Source organism: Microcoleus sp. MOSTC5 (assembly GCF_036701825.1).
Taxonomy (GTDB): domain Bacteria; phylum Cyanobacteriota; class Cyanobacteriia; order Cyanobacteriales; family Microcoleaceae; genus Microcoleus; species Microcoleus asticus.
In genome coordinates, this window is record NZ_JAUBRK010000004.1 from 11653 (window position 1) to 31880 (window position 20228).

General features: G+C 48.1%; 11 protein-coding genes. 6 read left to right on the forward strand and 5 right to left on the reverse strand.

The features are described from left to right. The first annotated feature begins 245 nt into the window (after window positions 1-245). Entirely contained in the window at window positions 246-4376 is a 4131-nt protein-coding gene (locus tag QUA54_RS02650) for a DNA-directed RNA polymerase subunit beta'' (RefSeq protein WP_333413053.1), read from the forward strand. Window positions 4377-4683: 307 nt separating this feature from the next. On the opposite strand, the gene QUA54_RS02655 is transcribed toward QUA54_RS02650, so the two are convergent. Beyond that, window positions 4684-5079 (reverse strand): response regulator, encoded by a 396-nt coding sequence (locus tag QUA54_RS02655; protein ID WP_172186460.1) that lies wholly within the window; start codon window positions 5077-5079, stop codon window positions 4684-4686. Window positions 5080-6537: 1458 nt separating this feature from the next. Between QUA54_RS02655 and QUA54_RS02660 the strand changes: the two genes are divergently transcribed. The 3 genes from QUA54_RS02660 to QUA54_RS02670 all read left to right on the forward strand — a co-directional run bounded on the left by QUA54_RS02660 (window position 6538) and on the right by QUA54_RS02670 (window position 11001). After that, a complete protein-coding gene (locus QUA54_RS02660; protein WP_333413055.1) occupies window positions 6538-9090 on the forward strand; it encodes a DNA topoisomerase (ATP-hydrolyzing) in 2553 nt (850 codons plus the stop codon). Between the two features lie 199 nt (window positions 9091-9289). Continuing rightward, on the forward strand, window positions 9290-10726 hold the full coding sequence (locus QUA54_RS02665) for an ABC transporter ATP-binding protein (RefSeq protein ID WP_333413250.1): 1437 nt from the start codon (window positions 9290-9292) through the stop codon (window positions 10724-10726). Between the two features lie 122 nt (window positions 10727-10848). Continuing rightward, complete coding sequence (locus tag QUA54_RS02670) at window positions 10849-11001, forward strand: chlorophyll A-B binding protein (protein WP_172186457.1); 153 nt, start codon at window positions 10849-10851, stop codon at window positions 10999-11001. 212 nt (window positions 11002-11213) lie between these two features. On the opposite strand, the gene rpoD is transcribed toward QUA54_RS02670, so the two are convergent. The 3 genes from rpoD to trxB all read right to left on the reverse strand — a co-directional run bounded on the left by rpoD (window position 11214) and on the right by trxB (window position 16748). Next, window positions 11214-12380, reverse strand: a complete 1167-nt coding sequence (rpoD, locus tag QUA54_RS02675; protein ID WP_172186456.1) for an RNA polymerase sigma factor RpoD — start codon at window positions 12378-12380, stop codon at window positions 11214-11216. A 1845-nt stretch (window positions 12381-14225) separates the two neighbouring features. Continuing rightward, complete coding sequence (locus tag QUA54_RS02680; RefSeq protein WP_333096144.1) at window positions 14226-15110, reverse strand: ABC transporter permease; 885 nt, start codon at window positions 15108-15110, stop codon at window positions 14226-14228. A 267-nt stretch (window positions 15111-15377) separates the two neighbouring features. Further along, entirely contained in the window at window positions 15378-16748 is a 1371-nt protein-coding gene (gene trxB / locus QUA54_RS02685) for a thioredoxin-disulfide reductase (protein ID WP_333413057.1), read from the reverse strand. 582 nt (window positions 16749-17330) lie between these two features. On the opposite strand from trxB, the gene QUA54_RS02690 reads away from it, so the two are divergent. Both QUA54_RS02690 and QUA54_RS02695 read left to right on the forward strand, forming a co-directional pair. Beyond that, window positions 17331-18347 carry a methyltransferase domain-containing protein gene (locus QUA54_RS02690; protein WP_333413059.1) on the forward strand — a complete coding sequence of 339 codons (1017 nt, stop codon included), beginning with the start codon at window positions 17331-17333 and terminating at the stop codon, window positions 18345-18347. 260 nt (window positions 18348-18607) lie between these two features. After that, window positions 18608-18847 carry a helix-turn-helix transcriptional regulator gene (locus QUA54_RS02695; RefSeq protein WP_172186452.1) on the forward strand — a complete coding sequence of 80 codons (240 nt, stop codon included), beginning with the start codon at window positions 18608-18610 and terminating at the stop codon, window positions 18845-18847. Window positions 18848-18906: 59 nt separating this feature from the next. Here QUA54_RS02695 and QUA54_RS02700 read toward each other — a convergent pair whose 3' ends face one another. Next, a complete protein-coding gene (locus QUA54_RS02700; protein WP_333413061.1) occupies window positions 18907-20016 on the reverse strand; it encodes a diguanylate cyclase in 1110 nt (369 codons plus the stop codon). Window positions 20017-20228 lie beyond the last annotated feature (212 nt).

The window sequence follows — 20228 nt, forward strand, 5'->3', positions numbered from 1 at the left end:
GCAGGAAAATTTACCAATTACTAATTACCAATTACCAATTACCAATTACCAATTAAGTAGGTAGGTGCAAATAAACATTACTATGGGTAGGGCGGGTGAGTGCATTCATCTCCTCACTTACATCTCCTTCTTATACGCTAAACCGGCCCCTACAAGATGCTTCTGGTTTTTTCGTGCCGCTCTACTTACCAATTACCAATTACCAATTACCAATTACCAATTACCAATTACCACTACTCAGAAAAATGACAGAAAAGAAGGAAATTGTTTTTCGCAATCGAGTTGTTGACAAAGGTCAGCTCAAAAAATTAATCTCTTGGTCTTTCATGCACTACGGAACGGCCCGTACAGCGCAAATGGCAGATAAACTCAAAGACTTGGGTTTCCGCTTTGCCACACGAGCGGGAGTTTCGATTAGCGTAGACGATTTGCAAGTGCCCCCGTCGAAACGATCGCTCCTCGATGCAGCCGAAGAAGAAATCCGTATCACAGAACAAAAATACACCAGAGGCGAAATCACTGAAGTCGAACGCTTCCAAAAAGTAATCGATACCTGGAACAGCACCTCAGAAGACCTCAAAGACGAAGTAGTCAAAAACTTCCGAGCCACAGACCCCCTAAACTCGGTCTACATGATGGCCTTCTCCGGTGCGCGGGGGAACATTTCTCAAGTGCGCCAGCTAGTCGGAATGCGCGGATTGATGGCTGACCCGCAAGGAGAAATCATTGACTTGCCAATTAAAACCAACTTCCGCGAAGGACTCACCGTTACCGAATACATCATCTCTTCCTACGGAGCGCGCAAGGGTTTGGTAGATACGGCTTTGCGGACGGCAGACTCGGGCTATCTGACCCGCCGTTTGGTGGATGTATCCCAAGACGTAATTGTGCGGGAAGTGGACTGCGGCACCCAGCGGGGAATTCGAGTGCGGCCGATGACGGACGGAGCAACAGTGCTGATTCCCCTGAAGGACAGGCTGCTGGGGCGCGTTTTCGCCCGAGATGTGGTGCACCCTAAAACCGGGGAAATCGTGGCTTACGGCAGCGAAAAAGCTGTCCGAAATCAGCCAATTACCGAGGAGTTGGCGGGGGAAATTGGTAAATCTGGGGTGGCAGAGGTATATTTACGATCGCCCCTAACTTGCGAATCTACGCGCTCGGTCTGTCAGCACTGCTACGGCTGGAGTCTCGCCCACTTGCAAATGGTGGACATGGGAGAAGCGATCGGCATTATTGCAGCTCAGTCGATCGGGGAACCGGGAACCCAACTCACCATGCGTACCTTCCACACAGGTGGCGTATTCACCGGAGAAGTGGCGAAACAAGAACGCGCCCCCTTCCCGGGCGTAGTGAAATTCAAGAATTTGCGCACCCGCTCGTTCCGCACCAGACACGGCGAAGAAGCACTGGTGGCAGAAAACAACGGCAAACTTGTATTTGAGGGCGACGGCTTTGAAGAAGGAAAATCCGGCGCCAAAAATCAAAAACTGAAAATCGAATTGGCGATCGTCCAGGGTTCTACTCTGATGGTCAAAGACGGACAGCGCGCCATTCCCGGTCAAGTTTTGGCAGAAGTGCCGATCGTCGGTCGCGCCGCCCGCAAAACTACGGAAAAAGTCACTACGGACGTAGCCTCCGACTTAGCCGGAGAAGCCAAATTTGCTGATTTGGTGCCAGAAGAAAAAACCGACCGCCAAGGGAACACAACCCGCACAGCCAGCAAAGGCGGGCTGATTTGGATTCTCTCAGGAGAGGTCTACAACTTGCCCCCCGGCGCCGAACCAGCGGTGAAAAATGGCGATCGCATTCCGGCCGAAAGCGTCATTGCCGAAACGAAACTCGTCTCCGAACACGGCGGCGTAGTCCGTATCGCTGACCCGAGAGAAATCGAAATTATCACCGCGCAAGTCCTGCTCGACCAAGCCATCGTGCGGGCCGAAAGCGCAGGCGGCCGCGACCACTACACGATCGAAACAGCTTCTAAGCAGCGGTTTTCGCTGAAGACGGCTCCCGGGAGCAAGGTGATTAACGGGGAAGTGGTGGCGGAACTGCTCGACGACAGCTACCGCACAGCGACAGGGGGCATTGTCAAGTACGGCGGGGTGGAAGTCCACAAGCGCGGCAAAGCTAAACTTGGCTACGAAGTCGTCAAAGGCGGGACTCTGCTCTGGATACCGGAAGAGTGCCACGAGGTGAATAAGGATATTTCTCTGCTGCTGGTGGAAGATGGCCAGTACGTGGAGGCGGGTACTGAGGTGGTTAAGGATATTTTCTGCCAAACCAGCGGGGCAGTGGAAATCACTCAGAAAAATGACATCCTCCGGGAAATTGTGATTAAACCGGGGACACTCCATGTGGTTGACCGCCCGCCGCTAACTCTCGGGGAAGGTCAAATTGTCAACGCGGGTCAAGAGATTTTCCCGGGCTTGATTGCCGAAGAGTTGGGCTATGCCGAGTATATCGAAACTCCTGAGGGCCCGGCTTTGCTGCTGCGGCCTGTGGTGGAATTTCCAGTACCTGACAAGCCGCCGGTGCCTTCTCAGACGGCGCTGAATGAGTCAATCTCTTTGAAAGCGGTGCAGCGACTGCCCTATAAGGATGGGGAGCGCGTCAAATCGGTCGAGGGATTGGAACTGCTGCGGACTCAGCTTATTTTGGAAATTGGTTCCGGAGCTCCGCAATTGGCGGCGGATATCGAGCTGCTGCCGGATGAGGAAGATGCTATGGCTTTTGGGGCTGACGGTTCGGGACCGGCTTGGGGTTCGCCTGAAGACGTTAGTGCGTCGCAAGAGTTGGCGATGACTGTGGCCGATGGGGGCGATCGAGCTTCAAAAACTTTCCGCTTGCAGTTGGTGATTTTGGAATCGCTGGTAATTCGGCGGGACGTGTCTGCCGATCCGACTCAGGGCAGCACTCACACGCGGCTGTTGGTGGAGGATGGGCAGTCGATCGCGCCCGGGGCAGTAGTCGCCCGCACCGAGATTCTCTGCAAAGAAGCGGGTATCGTTCGGGGCATCCGCGAGGGACTTAACGAACCCGTGCGCCGACTGTTGGTAATGCGGGATGCGGATTCTATTTCGATCTCTGTGGCGGGTACGCCGGATGTGAGTCCAGGTCAACTGCTGGTGGCTGGTACTGAAATAGCTCCGGGGGTTGTTCTTGAAGAGTCCGGCCAAGTTGTGAAGGTTGTACCTGCGTCGGAGACAGAACCGGCGAAACTCTTGCTCAGAGTGGCTCGCCCTTACCGGGTTTCGGCCGGTGCGGTGCTGCACGTAGACGACGGCGATTTGGTGCAGCGGGGTGACAATTTGGTGATTCTGGTGTTTGAGCGGGCAAAGACTGGGGATATCATTCAGGGTTTGCCACGGATTGAGGAACTTCTCGAAGGTCGCAAGCCGAAGGAAGCCTGTATTTTAGCCAAGCGGCCGGGAACGGCTCGGGTAGTTACGGATGATGATGTTGTGGAACTGGCGGTGATTGAGGATGATGGCCGGATTGAGGAGTATCCTTTGTTGCCCGGTCAAAACCCGATCGTTTCCGACGGACAGCGCGTGGGCGTTGCCGAAGCTTTGACCGACGGGCCTGCTAACCCTCACGAAATTCTAGAGGTGTTCTTCCACGTGCTCAAGGAGCGGCAGCCTACTTTTGAGGCGGCTTTGGAGAGTTTCCAACAGGTGCAGACATTTTTGGTGAATGAGGTGCAGTCGGTTTATCAGTCTCAAGGCGTGGATATTTCTGATAAACACATCGAAGTAATCGTCCGCCAGATGACTAACAAGGTGAGGATGGAAGATGGCGGCGATACTACTATGCTCCCGGGCGAGTTGGTGGAATTGCGGCAGGTTGAGCAGGTGAATGAGGCTATGTCAATTACTGGTGGAGCGCCTGCGGATTATACTCCGGTGTTGCTGGGGATTACTAAGGCTTCGCTGAATACTGATAGCTTTATTTCTGCGGCTTCGTTCCAGGAGACTACGCGGGTATTGACTGAAGCTGCGATCGAAGGTAAGTCTGACTGGCTGCGCGGTCTGAAGGAAAATGTCATCATCGGCCGCCTAATTCCTGCAGGTACTGGGTTCAATGCCTATGAGGATGCTGGGGTTCAGGATGCGGGTTTTGATGGTGCTGTGTTTGATGAGGACATCCACGATTTGCAGGAGGATGTGGTTTTGGACGATCGCACTGCACGTCGCGCTTATACGATCGAGAGCGGTTTTGAGATCGGGCGCGGGTCAGAGCTTGAGGCTGATGAGGATTTTGAAGAAGTTGAGGTTGATGATGACGATTTTGTCGCTGAGACTGAGGATGATGCCTTGGGGCCTGATGCTGACGATGATGATGATATCGGTTTTGACTTCGATGAGGACGAAGACTAATAATAGTTTTGAGATTGCATGAATGAGTGAATAGCGTTGCGATCGCTGAGGAGAGGTTCCTCGCCGCAACGCACTCTTCGATCTCATGAGTTGAAAAATCTCAAATTTTTCCTCACTCATTAAAAGTCAGAACTCGTCGCATTGTGCGATCGGGATCTCCAAAGGAAAAAGGAAGAAGGAAGAGTCAGAATTCAAGAAAACTTTGTAATTCAAGAGTTTTAATGGTTTGTTGTTTCAAACAAAAAATTCTTTCTTCCTTCTTCCTTTTTCCTTCTTCCTTCTTATTCCCACTTAATGTATGGTTCACTCAATCAGGCAGCAAAGCCTTGATCTGATCGACAAACTCTTGATGGTCTACCACAGGTTTAGAGATGTAACCATCAGCACCGCTTTGATCCAGAAATGTTTCTTTATCACCGGCCATCGCGTGAGCAGTCACCAAAATAATCGGCAGCGAGGCCGTTTGCGGGTCAGCTTTGAGCAGTTGAGTAATCTTAATGCCGTCAACAGATTTCCCCTGGTACACGCTGCGGGAAAGTGACACATCCATTAAAATCAAATCAGCTTCGCCGTTTGCAGCAATCTGCATCACCTCTTCAACATTTTCCGTGTGCTTCACGGCTAAGCCCCCCCGCTTAGTCAGAATTTTGGAAAAAACCCGAGCATTAACCAAATCGTCCTCTACAATCAGAACGGTTTTCATAAATAAATATGGGAAGTATAGAAACTTTGTGACTTTAGTCCAAAGAGGAACACGGCACGGGGAGTACATTCCCCGTCAAAAATGCAGAGTTTTTAGCGCCATCAGCCGGGAACCCTGCAAAACCCGTATGTATATCTTTGATCTACTAGGTGTCAGAAGGTGTAAAGATGCCTAGAAGCATCCAGTACCATCATCATTTAGACTACTACACACAGACAGTTTAGTTGTTTTTTATAACTAGACCTGACACTGGTGAGAGTCTCAAGATTCTCAGGTAGCAGGTTTCTAGTACAATCTTGGGCGCATGGACGATGCCTAGAAACCGGGTTCTCGATCGTTTCGGCGGGCTATAACGAAGTATTGCTACGAAAAACCCGGTTTCTGACTACCCGTGCGTCCAGGACTATAGTATCCTCTCTTTCGGTCAAGCCTCCGGCTTCTACCATTTTAGATTTTAGATGGGGAATGAGTGACTGGATATGGGTTTGGATCGCCGGCCTACAGTTGCATTCTTTTTTGAAACTGATATGAGAGTCGGGGATGTGTGACAATTATTTTCTTTCCTGCTCTTAGAATCAAGCCGTGTTTATTAACATACTCCCGCCGCAGCATTCGGAGTAGCGAATCTAGCGGGGATTGTTGGAAATTCCTAATTCTCAGTTTTGACCGATCGAGACGGCTTAAAATATCGACGCTTCCGTTCATCAAGCGGAGGTCAGACTAGGAGATGTCGCGATGAGAGCTTTTGACTGCTGAATTCTTCAATATCGCCATTTTTGACACTCTCAAGCGAGTCACCGCGACGCTCCATTCTGGAATAAGCCAAAACTTGGACTTCACTCGTAGTCCAGACACCTCTACACGCTCAAAACAAGTACCCCTACCAGAGGTATTGCAATTGGGCTTACTTTTTTTTTAATGCTTTCCGAGTCGATCGCGCTTGCCAAAATGCGCTAGGCTCTATCTTCTACCAGTGCTGATTGATCAACGCTACGGCTGTACCGAGACGAGATCGATCGGGCTTTTCTCCTGAAGAGAATATTTCTTCGCGTAGATGGTTATTTCTAATTGCAATTAAATTCTATCATAGATTGACGGGGACTAAAGTCCCTCGTGACGCTTTGCTAGGAAGGGCTAAAGCCTCATTACGTTCTGAGCTTCTGGCATTCGGTGTTCTCCTGTGAATCAACCTTCTGACGGCGGGCAGTAAATAGACAGGTAGGCGCAAATGAAGGCAACATAGAGGTTAGGGTAAGAGTGGAGAGTAAGAGGCAAGCGTTGCCCGTCTTCGGCACTCTGATTCTGCTTTCACAAGTTAAGTTTATTTTTATTCTCCAACTGGGCGGCTGGGCCGAACTTTCGGTTCGCCTGCGGCAAACGCTTTTCACTCGAGACAGGCAACCTCGGCATTATTGACAGAGGCTGTCTTCACTCAGGAATTAACGGACACAAGGACTCATGGCTAAACAACTCAACCTACTTTCCGGGCAAGTAATTTCTACGCCTCTGCACGCCGAGATGCAGCAATCGTACCTCGAATATGCCATGAGTGTGATCGTCGGGCGAGCTTTGCCTGATGTCCGCGACGGTTTAAAACCGGTTCACCGTCGAATTTTGTACGCGATGCACGAACTCGGTCTGACGCCAGACCGACCTTACCGCAAGTGCGCGCGGGTCGTTGGAGATGTTTTGGGAAAATATCACCCTCACGGCGACCAATCGGTTTACGACGCTCTGGTGCGCATGGTTCAGGAGTTTTCGAGCCGCTATCCTTTGCTTGCGGGTCACGGCAATTTCGGTTCGGTGGACAATGACCCGGCTGCTGCTATGCGCTACACGGAAACTAGGCTGGCACCGATCGCCCACGAAGCTATGCTAACCCAAGTCGGCGATGCAACTGTTGATTTTACTGCTAACTTTGACAGTTCGCAGCAGGAACCGACTGCGCTGCCTGCTCAGTTGCCGTTTCTGTTACTCAACGGCTGTACTGGCATTGCTGTGGGGATGGCAACTAATATCCCGCCGCACAATTTGGGGGAGGTGGTAGACGGTTTAATTGCTTTGATTGAAAACCCGGAACTATCGGACGAGAAGTTGATAGAACTGATTCCGGGCCCTGATTTTCCGACCGGAGGGGAAATCGTCGCTACAGAGGGCATTGTTGACGCCTACACTAAGGGTCGAGGCAGCATTGCGGTCAGGGGTGTTGCTGGGGTGGAAGAGGTGCCAGGTAATCGCAAGGTGCGCACTAAAACGGCGATCGTGGTCACGGAGTTTCCGTTTCAGGTAAATAAGGCGGCTTGGATTGAAAAGGTGGCGGAGTTGGTCAATTCCGGCCGCCTCGACGGTATTTCTGATTTGCGTGACGAGAGCGATCGCGAAGGCATTCGAGTTGTGATTGAACTCAAGCGGGAATTTACCCCTGAAGCGGTTCTCGCTCGCCTTTACCAACAAACTGACCTGCAAACAAATTTTGGCGCGATTTTGCTGGCAATTGTTAACGGTCAACCGCGACAGTTGACGCTGAGACAATTGTTGCAGGAATTTCTGGATTTCCGGGAAGTGACTCTTACCCGCCGCTACAATTACGAGTTGCAGGCTGCGGAACGCCGCTGTCATATTGTCCAAGGCTTAATGTTGGCTTTGACAAATCTCGATACAGCGATCGACATTCTCAGAAATTCTCCTGACGGCTCTACTGCTAAGCAAACTTTGCAAGTTCGCCTCAATTTGAGCGAAAGTCAAGCTGATGCTATTTTGGCGATGCCGATGCGCAGGCTGACTGGTTTGGAAAGGCAAAATTTGCAGTCTGAGTTTGATGAGTTGATGGCTAATATTCAAGAATTGCAGCGGTTGTTGAGCGACAGGCGCGAACTTTTGAAGGCTTTAAAGAAGGAATTTCGATCGCTCAAACGCAAGTACGCTGACCCCCGCCGCACTAAATTCGCCAATGGAACTGGACGCGCAGCAAACGCCGAACCACAATTTTCTGGTAAGAAAAATTCTGCGGTGAAGCAGTTGTCGCCGGCAACGATTCAGCCTAACTTATTGCCCGTTCTAGAGGCAGAGGAAACTATAGTTGAATTTTCGCACAAGCAGTACGTGCGGCGCTTGCCCGCTGGCGAACGGCCTCGCTCGAAAAGTCGCGAAAAATCGGTTTCAGCTTTAGAAAAAAATGAAGATTTTATTGTTACCGCAAAGCAGACGAAAACCGATCGCACTTTGGTCATCTTAACTCCTAACGGCAAAGCTTACCCGCTGAAAGTGGCCGATATTCCTAGTAGTAGCCCAAAAGACCGGGGAACGCCGATCGTTAGTTTGTTGTCGCCGAGTGCTACTAAAGAAAGTGCCGGTCGCGCTTTGTCGGAAATCACAGTTGCACACTTTATTTTGCCGGAAAATTCGGAAGCGGCGGATTTAGTAACTCTGACTCAGCAAGGGAAAATTAAGCGCTTGCCGATGCAGGAATTTGCTGATTTGACTAATCGCGGCGTTACTGTTGTTAAACTCAAGGAGGACGATCGGCTGCGCTGCGCCAGTCTGGGCAAAGTCGGCGAGCAAGTGGCGATCGCAACTTCAGGAGGCCGAGTCCTCCGGTTTGATATCGATGACGAACAACTGCCGCCAATGGGCCGCGCCGCCCAGGGTTCTCAAGTAACCAGGTTGCGGAAGCAGGAACAGTTGGTGGGCTGCATCACTCTCGACCCGGACGACAGTTTGGTGCTATTTTCGGAGTTGGGTTGGGCAAAACGAATGCCTGCAGGTTCTGTCAGACTTACTAACCGAGGTGAAATTGGCACTCAAGCTTTTCGTTTCTCAGAGCCTAAAGATGCTTTAGTTGGCTTGCTGCGGGCTGTTCCCGATACGGATGTCAAACTTTTAACTAATTCTGGCCGTCTACTGCGATCGGCTATTGATGCTATAGCTTTTTGGGGGAAAGATTCTGGGGGCGATCGAGTTTTTGACCTCAATCCGGGTGAAAAAATTATCAAAGTTATCAGCAGTCAATAGTTCTTAGTCATGGGTCATTCATTGTGTCATTATTCGCTGTGAGTCAATTAAAGATTGCCTTTGTTGTCTTCGAGCGTATACGTCCAATTCCATTCCCCATTAAGCCTTGTTCCCAGGCAAAGCCTGGGAATACATACCCGGAGGCTCTGCCTCCAATTCCCCAATCTAAAATCTAAAATCTAAAATCTAAAATTGTTTGATGGCGCAAGTTGTATTAGAAAATATCTACAAAAGTTTTCCGCTCCGCCAAGGAGAACAGGAAAAAGAAGCAAACAGCGTCGCAGAAAGTGTCTCGCCTGCGGCCGATCGCCCTTCCTCTAACAGCGTTTTGCGCCGCATTAACCTGACGGTCGAAGACGGGGAATTCATGGTGCTGGTGGGGCCTTCTGGCTGCGGAAAAAGCACTTTGCTGCGATCGATCGCCGGTTTGGAAGTTTTGACGGCCGGCAATATTTGGGTTGGCGATCGGGTGGTTAACGATTTGCCTCCTAAAGACCGAAATATCGCTATGGTATTTCAAAATTATGCTCTCTATCCTCACTTAACAGTTTACGATAATCTCGCCTTTGGATTGCGTCGCTCCGAAAGGGAGAAAGAGGAAGGAAGAAGGAAGAAGGAAGAAGGAAGAAGGAAGAAGGAAGAAGGAAGAGAGAAGAAAGTAGAAGGGATAAGGGGGAAGATACAAGGAGAAGAAGGAAGCATCCAGAAGAGAGAAAAAATTAGGAAGAAGGTAGAAGAGGTTATTAATTATTTAGCTTCTAATTCTTTTAAAAATCATCTAGTTTATCCTTTGTTTGAGGACTTTTTAGGAGGAGCGACTCGCAAGCTGCCTCCGGGTTTGCGCTATTTGTCGGAACGGGAAAAGGCAGTAGGAGAACGAGTCCTGAAAGTAGCTGAATTATTGCAAATAGAATCTCTTTTAAATCGCTTGCCGAAACAACTTTCGGGAGGGCAAAAGCAGCGCGTAGCTTTGGGTAGGGCAATGGCTCGAAATCCTGAGGTGTTTTTGATGGACGAACCGCTATCGAATCTTGATGCGAAATTGAGGGCGGAAACTCGATCGCAAATTGTGCAGTTGCAGCGACAGTTGGGAACTACAACTATTTATGTGACTCACGACCAAACTGAGGCGATGACTATGGGCGATCGGATTGCTATTATGAATAGAGGTCAGCTTCAGCAAGTAGCTCAACCTCTAGAGCTTTACAACAAGCCGGCTAATTTGTTTGTTGCTGAGTTTATCGGTTCTCCGCCGATGAATTTTTTGTCGGTGGAATTTAGCGCTCCGCTGTTGATTTCTCACCCGCAATTTCGCTTTACTTTACCCGATATTTGGGCAAAAAGTCTACAACAATATGACGGGCGAGGGCTAATTTTGGGCATTCGGCCGGAACATCTGAGCATTCACCCTCCTGCTACCAAAAATCTTTCGGTACAAGTGGAAATTGTAGAGGCTTTGGGACACGAAACTTATTTGCGGGTCTGTTTGACGGATGCTCCGGCCGTGCGGATGCAAGTGCGGGTTCCGCCTGAGCGATCGATCCGAGTTGGCGAGGAGCTTTGGTTGGCCATCGCCCATGACAAAATTCACTTGTTCGACCCCGATACTGAATTGGCTATTTTTCCTGTTAGGTAAAATCCTCAAGGTCGATCGACCGTTTTGACCGATTTTATACTTCACAAAGTTGAAGTTTTTTCAAGTCACTGTTATATTAATTTACATAAGCCTTACAAAAGTTAACGAAAGGAGTTCGCACTATGCAAGAACAAAAACGCAACGCTTGGAACTGGGGCTTCAGCGAAGGAGCCGAAAATTGGAACGGTCGTTTGGCGATGATTGGTTTCTCTGCCGCTGTCATAATCGAATTGGTTTCCGGTCAAGGCCTGCTTCACTTTTGGGGCCTGATGTAATTTTCTAGTTAAGACTTTTGTGACACTGCAAAGCTTGGGAGTTCCGTAACGGACTCCCTAAATTTTGGCAGCGCGATTTGGGCAACAAATAGCCACTTGATCCGTGCAGTTAGCAGCACAAAATTTAACAGCTATAGCCCAAACCGGGGCGGGGGGTCTCCCCCCCAAAAAAGAGTGCGAATCACTCTTTTGGGTGATGCTAGAAAATTACTCTAGCGGATATATTCTTTTAAGATGCTGTTGCGGTTGGGATGGCGCAACTTCCGCAGGGCTTTAGCCTCGATTTGGCGAATCCGCTCGCGGGTGACGTTAAAGATTTGACCAATTTCCTCCAAGGTCTTCATCCGTCCGTCATCTAAGCCGTAACGCAGCCGCAGTACATCCCGTTCTCGGGGGCTGAGAGTATCCAAAACGCTTTCCAAGTCTTCCCTGAGCAAGTTTTTTGAGACTTGATCTTCTGGTGTTTCCCCGTCTGATTCAATAAAATCTCCCAGACGTGAGTCTTCCTCTTTGCCGATCGGAGTTTCTAGAGAGATTGGCAACTGTGCGGACTTAGCAATGAACCGCAACTTCTCGATCGTCATCTCCATGCGGGTAGCAATTTCTTCTTCCGTAGGCTTGCGACCCATTTCCTGAGACAGGAGTTTGGTAGTTTTCTTGATCCGCGAAATGGTTTCGTAAAGGTGAACCGGCAGGCGGATAGTGCGCGATTGGTCGGCGATTGCCCGGGTGATGGCTTGACGTATCCACCAAGTTGCGTAGGTAGAAAACTTGTAGCCTTTTTCGTGATCGAATTTTTCAGCCGCCCTGATCAGACCTAAAGAGCCTTCCTGAATCAAATCTTGGAAAGACAAACCGCGATTCATGTATTTTTTGGCGATCGACACCACCAAACGCAGGTTTGATTGCACCATTTTTTCCTTTGCCCGACGGCCGACGTGGAGTCGGTGACGGAATGCAGGGAGTGCCATATCTACAGCATTAGCCCATTCGCTGTCTTTGGGTTCGCGGTCTAACTCTTCAAGCAGTTGTTCTCGAACTCGCTCTAATTCCAGCAAATCTGCAATCTTGCGCGCTAGTTCAATCTCTTCGTCAGCTCGCAGCAGTCGAATCCGACCGATTTCTTGCAGGTAAAGACGAATAGAGTCTTCAGTATAATGCTTTTTCTTTGCCTGTGCCCGACGACGGGCTTTGGCACCTTTGCCAGATTTAGTGTCTTCCTCAGATTGAGAATCTAAGAATTCTTCTCTATCGTCTTCTTCGTCGATAAAGAGTTCCAACTCGCTCTCAGGTAGAACGCTTTCGGCGCTCCGAAGCAACTCGATAGTTTCCATTTGGGGTGTGATTGTGGTTTCGAGTACGGTGTTAGCCTGGATCATGCCGTCTTCCTCATGCTCCTGAATTAAAGAATAAATAACAGTGGAATAGTGTCTGTTTGTAGTTTAGACAAGTTAGCCAGTATTGACATTCCCGCAGGAAGAAATAGTGGGATTTTCGGTCGGCTAGCTGGATATGTTACCGAAACTGCACCAGTTTTATGAGTCAAAGTTCCAGTTATGGTTTGAAGCAGGGAGCGCATTCAATCGATCGCAAAGTTTAACATCGCGACATGGGATTGAGCGTGCGGCTTTTTCTTTCGGAGCGAGTTACCACATTATCTGCGATACCTTGCCCAGAGAAGCAAACCATGAAATGCGATCGATCGCACCTCAAAAAATACTAACTTTTTTACTCTGTACTTCGATCTTTTACCAGTACAAGTTTTCCGGCACGGAACCCTCTAACTTTTGTGTTCGATGTGTCGAACTTTTTATGCGCCTGGTGCTTTCATGATGTTGTCAGACATGACAGTTTCATGGCAAATTTTCGCCACCTTGGATGCGGGTCTGCTGGCTCAAATGCAACAGCAGAGATTCAAAACACCAAACGGGGAGAATCGGATCTTGCAAAGACCTTTCCGATTGTAGCCTTTCTCACAAAAAATGGAAGTTGTTTTCCATTGTTTGTCAAGAACTAGGAAAACTCTATCAGCTTAGCTTGACAATAGGGAATCGTGTCTAAATCTGCTAAATCCTGAGAATGGCCAGTAAAAACTTTGGCACAATCGAACGGCGCTGTTTTCTGCGCATATCTGGGTGAACGGCTGCGGCGTAGTTGGCCAGACAGTTAGCAGACAGTTTTTGACTTGCCGGAATTGGGACCAATACAATCCGTGTAGATACACCCATCATTACCCTGTTTCCCTGAATTGAATCATACGCAATGTGCGATTGAATAAAGCTCGTAGCTTTAGTTTTAAGCCGACAACTCTGGATTAGAGACCGACTCTGACCCCAAATGAAGCGTTGCGGGTTGAGTAATGCAACAGGGGCTTTCATTGTTAAGTTAGCTCAAATCTCAGAAATTGGGTTTAATTTTGACGTTAAATCACATTAAGTTCTTAACGTCACTTTCTCATTTAAGCAGTTCGACACGAGTTTGTCGCGTCAGCGGCAAAAACCACCCGGATAAATTCTACTGAGACTTAACGCAATGCGCAATGCTCGGCTGCAAACTGCTCTAAAATTTGTTGACTTCCGGCTGGCACTTGCGCGATCGCACTTTCTCACAAAAACCACAATTCGCCATCTTCCGGAAGTATAACTTCACGATTCCTTTAAATATATCGTAACAGTGTGAAGATTTAATAAAGCCCTTTAATCAATTTTAGGTAGCATTCTCGAATTGTCTTGATAATTTCAAGCAGACGGAACAAAATCCACAGAGGGCGTTGCTGCAACTGCCTGCAGATGATAACTCTGCAAGGGAAGGAAAATTTACCAGTTAGCGATGTGCTTGCTCTTGTTGGACAAGGCATAAGCTGCTGGATGCACTTAAAGATTTGGAGCGGTAGGACGCTGGTGCGATGCTCAAAGTTTTGTTATTATTTACAGAGCTTCCTCAGAAAGAACGTATCCGGGCTTTATTTTCTACCCGCCTTTAAATTATGTGGCTTGACTGTTAAGGGATGAAGCTATCAAGAAAAATTTCCGCTCTGTGTCTATATTGACAACCCAAGGAAGGTTTACTAGAAAAAAATCACCTTTGCAAGAGAAAAATTCAGTAATTAATCGGGGCGATATTATCATCTTTTTATAGCGCGTGTTTGTAGTCAGGACTTCAATTTTTTTTTGTGAATAAGGACTAAAGTCCTGACTGCGAACTTAATTTAACCGCGACACAAATTACTGCTGATTCCGCAGCCGAGGGTTAACAAACTCGTTTAATCCTTCCCCCACCAAAGACAGTCCCACTACCATTAAAGTCATTGCCAAACCGGGAAACAAAGCTGTCCACCAAATGCCGGTAGGTAGCGCATCTAAAGCTAAACGCAAGTCGTGTCCCCATTCGGGAGTTGCTTCGGGAAGTCCTAATCCGAGAAATCCTAAACCTCCTAATGTTAAAATTGCATCGGCAGCGTTGAGGGCAAACAGCACCGGTACGCTCTGAATCACATTCAGAAACAGGTAGCGCGAAAGCACTGTCCAAGTGTCAGCACCCATTGCTCGCGCGGCTTCGACAAATAATTCGGTTTTGACGCTGACGGTGTGATTCCTGACGACGCGGTAGTATTGAGGGATGTAGGAAATGCTCAGGGCGATCGCAGCATTCAAAACTCCTTTTCCCACTACAAACGCTAGCGTCAGAGAAAGCAGCAGCCCCGGCAAAGTATAAATTGTATCCATTAAAAATAACAATACTCGATCGAGCTTACCGCCCAAATAACCGCTAACCAAACCCAGCGGCACACCGATAAACAAACTCAAAGCAGTGGCTAAAATTACCACTTGCCAAGCCGCCCGAGAAGCAAACAGCGTGCGGGAAAACACATCGTAGCCGCTGCGGCTAGTACCGAACCAATAATTCGCCGACGGCGGTTCGTGGATGGGGTTAATCAAAGCCTCAGTAGGATTTTGCAGCCATCCCCAAGCTTGCATAGCTGGAGACAAGGTGGCTACTAATACAAACACGGCAGTTATTGTCAAACCTGCCCACATCATTTTCATTGACAGGCTTGACGGTGAGGCACTGTTGAGAAATCGCGGCAGTCGGAGGCGGCTTTGAGCCATAATGACGATCGACCAATATAAGACTTTTAGATTTTAGTAGGACTCAGGCGAAAAAACCCGGAACTGTTAAAAATCCTCTTTCTTATTCGCCAAACACTCGCGAGAAACCGGGTTTTTTCGCGGGATGCAGCTAAAAAAAAAATCGGTTTCTCCCCTGCACGGGACTGGCGCGCAGGGGAGAAACCGGGTTTTTGGCAGGTAGGACGCAAGTCGAGTTTAGGTTAAATTTCCCTTGGCGAATCTCAAATCTAAAATCGATCGAATGTCCTACAAATTACTGGCAATTAACTCGCGGTACTGGCTTTTCGGCTTAACTCCTTTGAGCTCAGCTACCAAATCTTTGTCTTTGAAATACTGAATCGTCGGCGTACCAATCACGCCAGCATTTTCAGCAATGTCTGGATCTTCTTCAATGTCGATTTCCACGTAGTGGATTTTGCCCTCGAACTCATCTACTACTTTGCTCAAAATCGGCTTGAGGCTGTGACAAGGGCCGCAAGTCGGAGCGGAATATTTGACCACAATCAACCGATCGCTATCGTGGAACAACTTCCGCAAAGCATAACCTCCTTCGTGGCGCGTGTCTGTGATATCAAAGTTCTCACTGGTTTTGCGAACTTTTTGAGCTTCCGGCGCTGCTGTGGGTTGCTCGGATTCCTCGGTTTGATGGAATTCCTGCGTTAAATTGTTGACTGAGAGCCAACGTTCTGCCAGCATCGCTCCCATACAACCGCTACCGGCCGCGGTGATGGCTTGGCGAAACTCGTGGTCTTGCACGTCGCCGACGGCGTAAACTCCCTCGACGCTAGTTTCTACCGAACCGTGTTTGGTAACGATATAGCCTACTTCGTCGAGTTCTAACTGACCTTGGAAAAGTTGAGTGTTGGGAGTGTGACCGATCGCGTAAAACAATCCTTTCACCAACAAATCGCTCTCGGCGCCGGTCTCGATATTTCTAATTCTCACCCCGTCCATTTTGCCGCCCGGTTCGCCCAAGATATCCACTGCTTCGGTGTTCCAGTGCACGGTAATTTTGGGATTGCTCAGCACTCGGTCTTGCATGGCCTTGCTGGCGCGCATCCGATCGCGCCGCACCAGCATATGTACGTGAGAGCCGTATTTTGTCAAATAAATAGATTCTTCCGCGGCCGTGTCGCCCGCGCCGATGACAGCTAAATCTACTCCTTTAAAAATTGGGGTAGCGCCGTCGCAAATCGCACAGGCAGAAATACCGTGACTCCAAAATACGTGTTCGCTAGGCAGCCCCAGCCTTTTCGCCGTCGCGCCTGTAGCGATTACTATCGTGTGGGTTTTGATTTCTCTATCTTCCGATCGCACGGTAAACGGCCGCTGGCTCAAATCCACCGAAATTACATCTTCTGTGTATAATTCGGCACCCCAGCGCGCTGATTGAGCTTTCATCCGATCCATGAGCTGTGGCCCGGTGATGCCTTCGGGAAAGCCGGGAAAGTTTTCGACTTCTGTGGTGGTCATCAGTTGACCGCCGGGGACGCCTCCCGCTTGGTAGCCTTCAAACACTAAGGGTTTCAGGTTTGCCCTCCCGGCGTAGATTGCTGCTGTGTAGCCTGCAGGGCCTGAGCCAATAATTACTAGGTTCTCTACGGTTTCGTTGGTCATAGCTATTTAATTAAACTCATAACGACTTCGCTTTACTAATTCTAGCAGAGTTTGATCGAGTTTGGTTGATGCCATTGTGCGATCGAGCATCTATATCTATTGTTGAGGGTCGATCGGTCTTCGGGGCAACTCCAGCTTGTTTTATAAGCAAAAACAATCTAAAAGTCGATTTAGTTTTAAATGTTCGATCTATTTTGACCGCTGAAATCTTAAGCAAATCTAAAGATGACCAAAATTATTGACTTCATTCTCAATTATTTTACCTGTTTACTCGCTTTGAGGCTTGTGGTACGATTTTCACAATCCAGCGGCATTATGACTAATTTAAGTTTTTGACGCTGAAAGCTTTTAAAATCCTAAAATTAACGAACTCTGCAAATGTAATAAATACAATTGTTTATGCAAAATCCGCATTTTCTGGTTTAAGAATTGTAACGGAGATTGGGTAAATTTGACAAAATACATGATTTGTGGTATTAAAAATGCGATCGGGGGAAATTAGAAGGAAATTTTTAACCGCTTCGGAAGCACAGGCGGGACGCCCGTGCCACGATAAACATAGAATTTTGTAATTGTGTCTGAATGGATAAAATCAAGATATTGTTTGTGTGCAGTCAGAATAAGTGGAGAAGTTTGACTGCCGAGAAAATATGCCAGAAAGTTAGCGGCTACAGCGTGCGATCGGCTGGAACGGAAAAAGGTGCAAGAATTAGAGTAACTGAGGGTCTTGTCGGTTGGGCGGATTTGATATTTGTGATGGAGAAGAAGCATGGCGATCGACTTCGCAGCAAATTTCCCGAAAGCCTCGAAGGCAAGAAAGTTATTTGCCTGCAAATCCCGGACAATTACCAATATATGGAACCGGAGTTAGTCGAGCTTTTGCAAGCGAAACTCAACCCCTATATGGAAATGCCAGATAACGAGATAAATTTTATGCAGCGAGTTTTGGAACCGGAAGTGATGGATTCCTTGGAAGAGGCGATCGAATACGATTCGATGGATTTTGCGGAGGTTAATGCTGCTTTTGCTCAGAGTGCTGTGGCGTTGGGGCCGGTTTTTGGAAACGTTTTGGATGCGGGGACGGGTACGGCGAGAATTCCGATCGCAATTTCTCAACTCCGGCCAGCATGGAAATTGACTTGCATCGATTTGTCGGCAAATATGCTGAAAGTCGGGGCAGAAAATGTGGAAAAGGCGGGCGTGCGATCGCAAATCAGTCTCGAATTAATTGATGCTAAGGCAATGCCTTACCCTGACAACTATTTTGACATGGTGATTTCTAACAGCATTATCCACCATTTGCCCGATCCGCTGCCGTTTTTGCAGGAAGTCAAGCGGGTGTTGAAGCCGCAGGGAGCAATTTTTTTGCGGGATTTGCTGCGGCCGGAAAAAGCGGCAATCAGGGATAATTTAGTCAAGCTGTATGCGGGAGATTGCAACGCGCATCAGAAACAGTTATTCAGCGATTCGTTGCAAGCAGCATTTACGCTGGATGAAGTTGAGGAGACGATCCAAAATGCCGGGTTGGATGGGTTGAGAATTTATGAATCTTCCGACAGACATTGGACGGCAGAACGTGCTTGGTGCGACTCTTTGTAGCCACGGGACGATCGCCCGATAAAATTTTACACGCAGTATTGCACACCTTCAAGCTAAATACTTGCCCAAATCCGAGCAACTGCGGAACCGACCCACGACGCTTTTATTGTCAATTGGGAAGCAGGCGAACAATAACCTAGGAATTCAGACGCTGTTTGTCAGGCATAATCGATTCATGCTCCTTTCCAAAATTGTCTAATCAATTTATTGTTTAGTCAAGATGCTTAAGCATCTTATATAAAAAATGTGCGATCGAGGATATGCCGAAAAAGCCCGTTCCGCGACCTGAAGATGAAGAGTCGCATTTGAAGAAGCTCAGGGAAGAACTGGAGATGAGTCAGGAAGATTTGGCGCGAGAGCTTGGCGTTTCGTCGCAAACAATCAGCCGTTGGGAGTTGGGGAAGAACGTACCCACGTTCACAGTCAAGCAAATGAAAGCTTTGGAGAAATTGCTGGCTAGCATCGGCAGGTCGATCGGCGATTTGCCAGACAATCTGTGATCGAAACCATTAAACAAGCCCACGGATAAATCCGTGGAGCAATTTTTCCAATCTAAAATCTAAAATCTAAAATCTAAAATCACTCGATCGCGCCCTCGGTCTTTAGCTTGATAAAGCGCGCGGTCTGCCGCTGCAATCAAGTTTTTTTGTGCTGCGGACGATCGAGGAAACGTACTCGCTACCCCCAAACTCAGCGTCACGAGAGAACACGCCTCCGAATTAACGTGTTCGATTTCTAGTTCTTTGATCCACACTCGAATTTTCTCTGCAATCCAGACAGCTATTTCAGGCGAAGTCCGAGGCAAAATCACTGCAAATTCTTCGCCTCCGTAACGGGCTACCAGAGTCTCGCCCGAAACTTCGCCTGTCGAGTAATTTACGGCTTCCAAAATAGCTTGGGCTACCTGCTGCAAGCAAGCATCTCCCGCCTGATGTCCGTAAGTATCGTTGTATTTCTTAAAAAAGTCAACATCGCATAAAATTAAAGAGATTTCTGCTGCTGCTTCTCCCAATTCTTGCCATTTTTTCTCTAAGTATTCGTTAAAACAGTGGCGGTTGGCAACCTGAGTTAAGCCATCTAAGTTGGCAAGGCGATACAATTCCGAATTAGCTGCTTTTAATTGAGAATTAGCGGCTTCTAGCTCGCATTTCGTGAGCGCTAAGTTGTAATAAAGTTCGCTCATAAACCAAGTAGCTTGTTGGTGAATTTGGGATAAAGCTACCCACAGTTGATGCACGTCTAACAATCGGTAAACTTGAGGTTCTAACTGCACAACAATTGGCTCGTAAAGCAGTTCAGGCGGTCGCTGCACGGCTCGCTGAGCTGCCAGGACAATTAAGGCTACTCCTGGTAAAATCAAAATATCGGTTTGAGCTATTTGATACAAAGCTATAATCGGTCTGCAAGCAAATATATCTACTCCATAAGGGCGGCTCATGCGTTCCATAAATCGCCGACGCGATATCATCCCTAAAAATTCGCCATTTACGGTCAAGATAACTCCCGGAAGCAGCGGGTGAGCTTGAAAAAACCGGGCTACTTCTTTGGCTAGGGATGAAGCTTCAACTTGAAAATTCAATACAGCCAGATCCTTAAGAGTAGACTCTAAAGATAAATTTTTTGGTAGTTTTTCTGGCGAGTTAGAGGGCGAGATAAATTCAAAAGACACAGCGCAGATCCGAATAAATAAATAATAAAGAAGCAATAAAGCTAGTGTCAGGTATTAACTTATACTAACATTTATATATTAGCAGTGGCTGTATTTTTGACGACACTGTTTATTTCAAGGGATAACCTGCTGCGTTAGCTTCTGCCGTGCCTCCTGCACTGCATTGATTCATCTTCACTGAATTATAGATTTAGGGAATTATTACTCCTTTT

Bases quoted from the DNA above. Each gene is read 5' to 3' on its own strand.
- QUA54_RS02690 (WP_333413059.1), top strand. From the start codon at position 17,331: ATGGATAAAATCAAGATATTGTTTGTGTGCAGTCAGAATAAGTGGAGA.
- rpoD (WP_172186456.1), bottom strand. From the start codon at position 12,380: ATGATCCAGGCTAACACCGTACTCGAAACCACAATCACACCCCAAATG.
- QUA54_RS02660 (WP_333413055.1), top strand. From the start codon at position 6,538: ATGGCTAAACAACTCAACCTACTTTCCGGGCAAGTAATTTCTACGCCT.
- trxB (WP_333413057.1), bottom strand. From the start codon at position 16,748: ATGACCAACGAAACCGTAGAGAACCTAGTAATTATTGGCTCAGGCCCT.
- QUA54_RS02670 (WP_172186457.1), top strand. From the start codon at position 10,849: ATGCAAGAACAAAAACGCAACGCTTGGAACTGGGGCTTCAGCGAAGGA.
- QUA54_RS02655 (WP_172186460.1), bottom strand. From the start codon at position 5,079: ATGAAAACCGTTCTGATTGTAGAGGACGATTTGGTTAATGCTCGGGTT.
- QUA54_RS02680 (WP_333096144.1), bottom strand. From the start codon at position 15,110: ATGGCTCAAAGCCGCCTCCGACTGCCGCGATTTCTCAACAGTGCCTCA.
- QUA54_RS02665 (WP_333413250.1), top strand. From the start codon at position 9,290: ATGGCGCAAGTTGTATTAGAAAATATCTACAAAAGTTTTCCGCTCCGC.
- QUA54_RS02695 (WP_172186452.1), top strand. From the start codon at position 18,608: ATGCCGAAAAAGCCCGTTCCGCGACCTGAAGATGAAGAGTCGCATTTG.
- QUA54_RS02650 (WP_333413053.1), top strand. From the start codon at position 246: ATGACAGAAAAGAAGGAAATTGTTTTTCGCAATCGAGTTGTTGACAAA.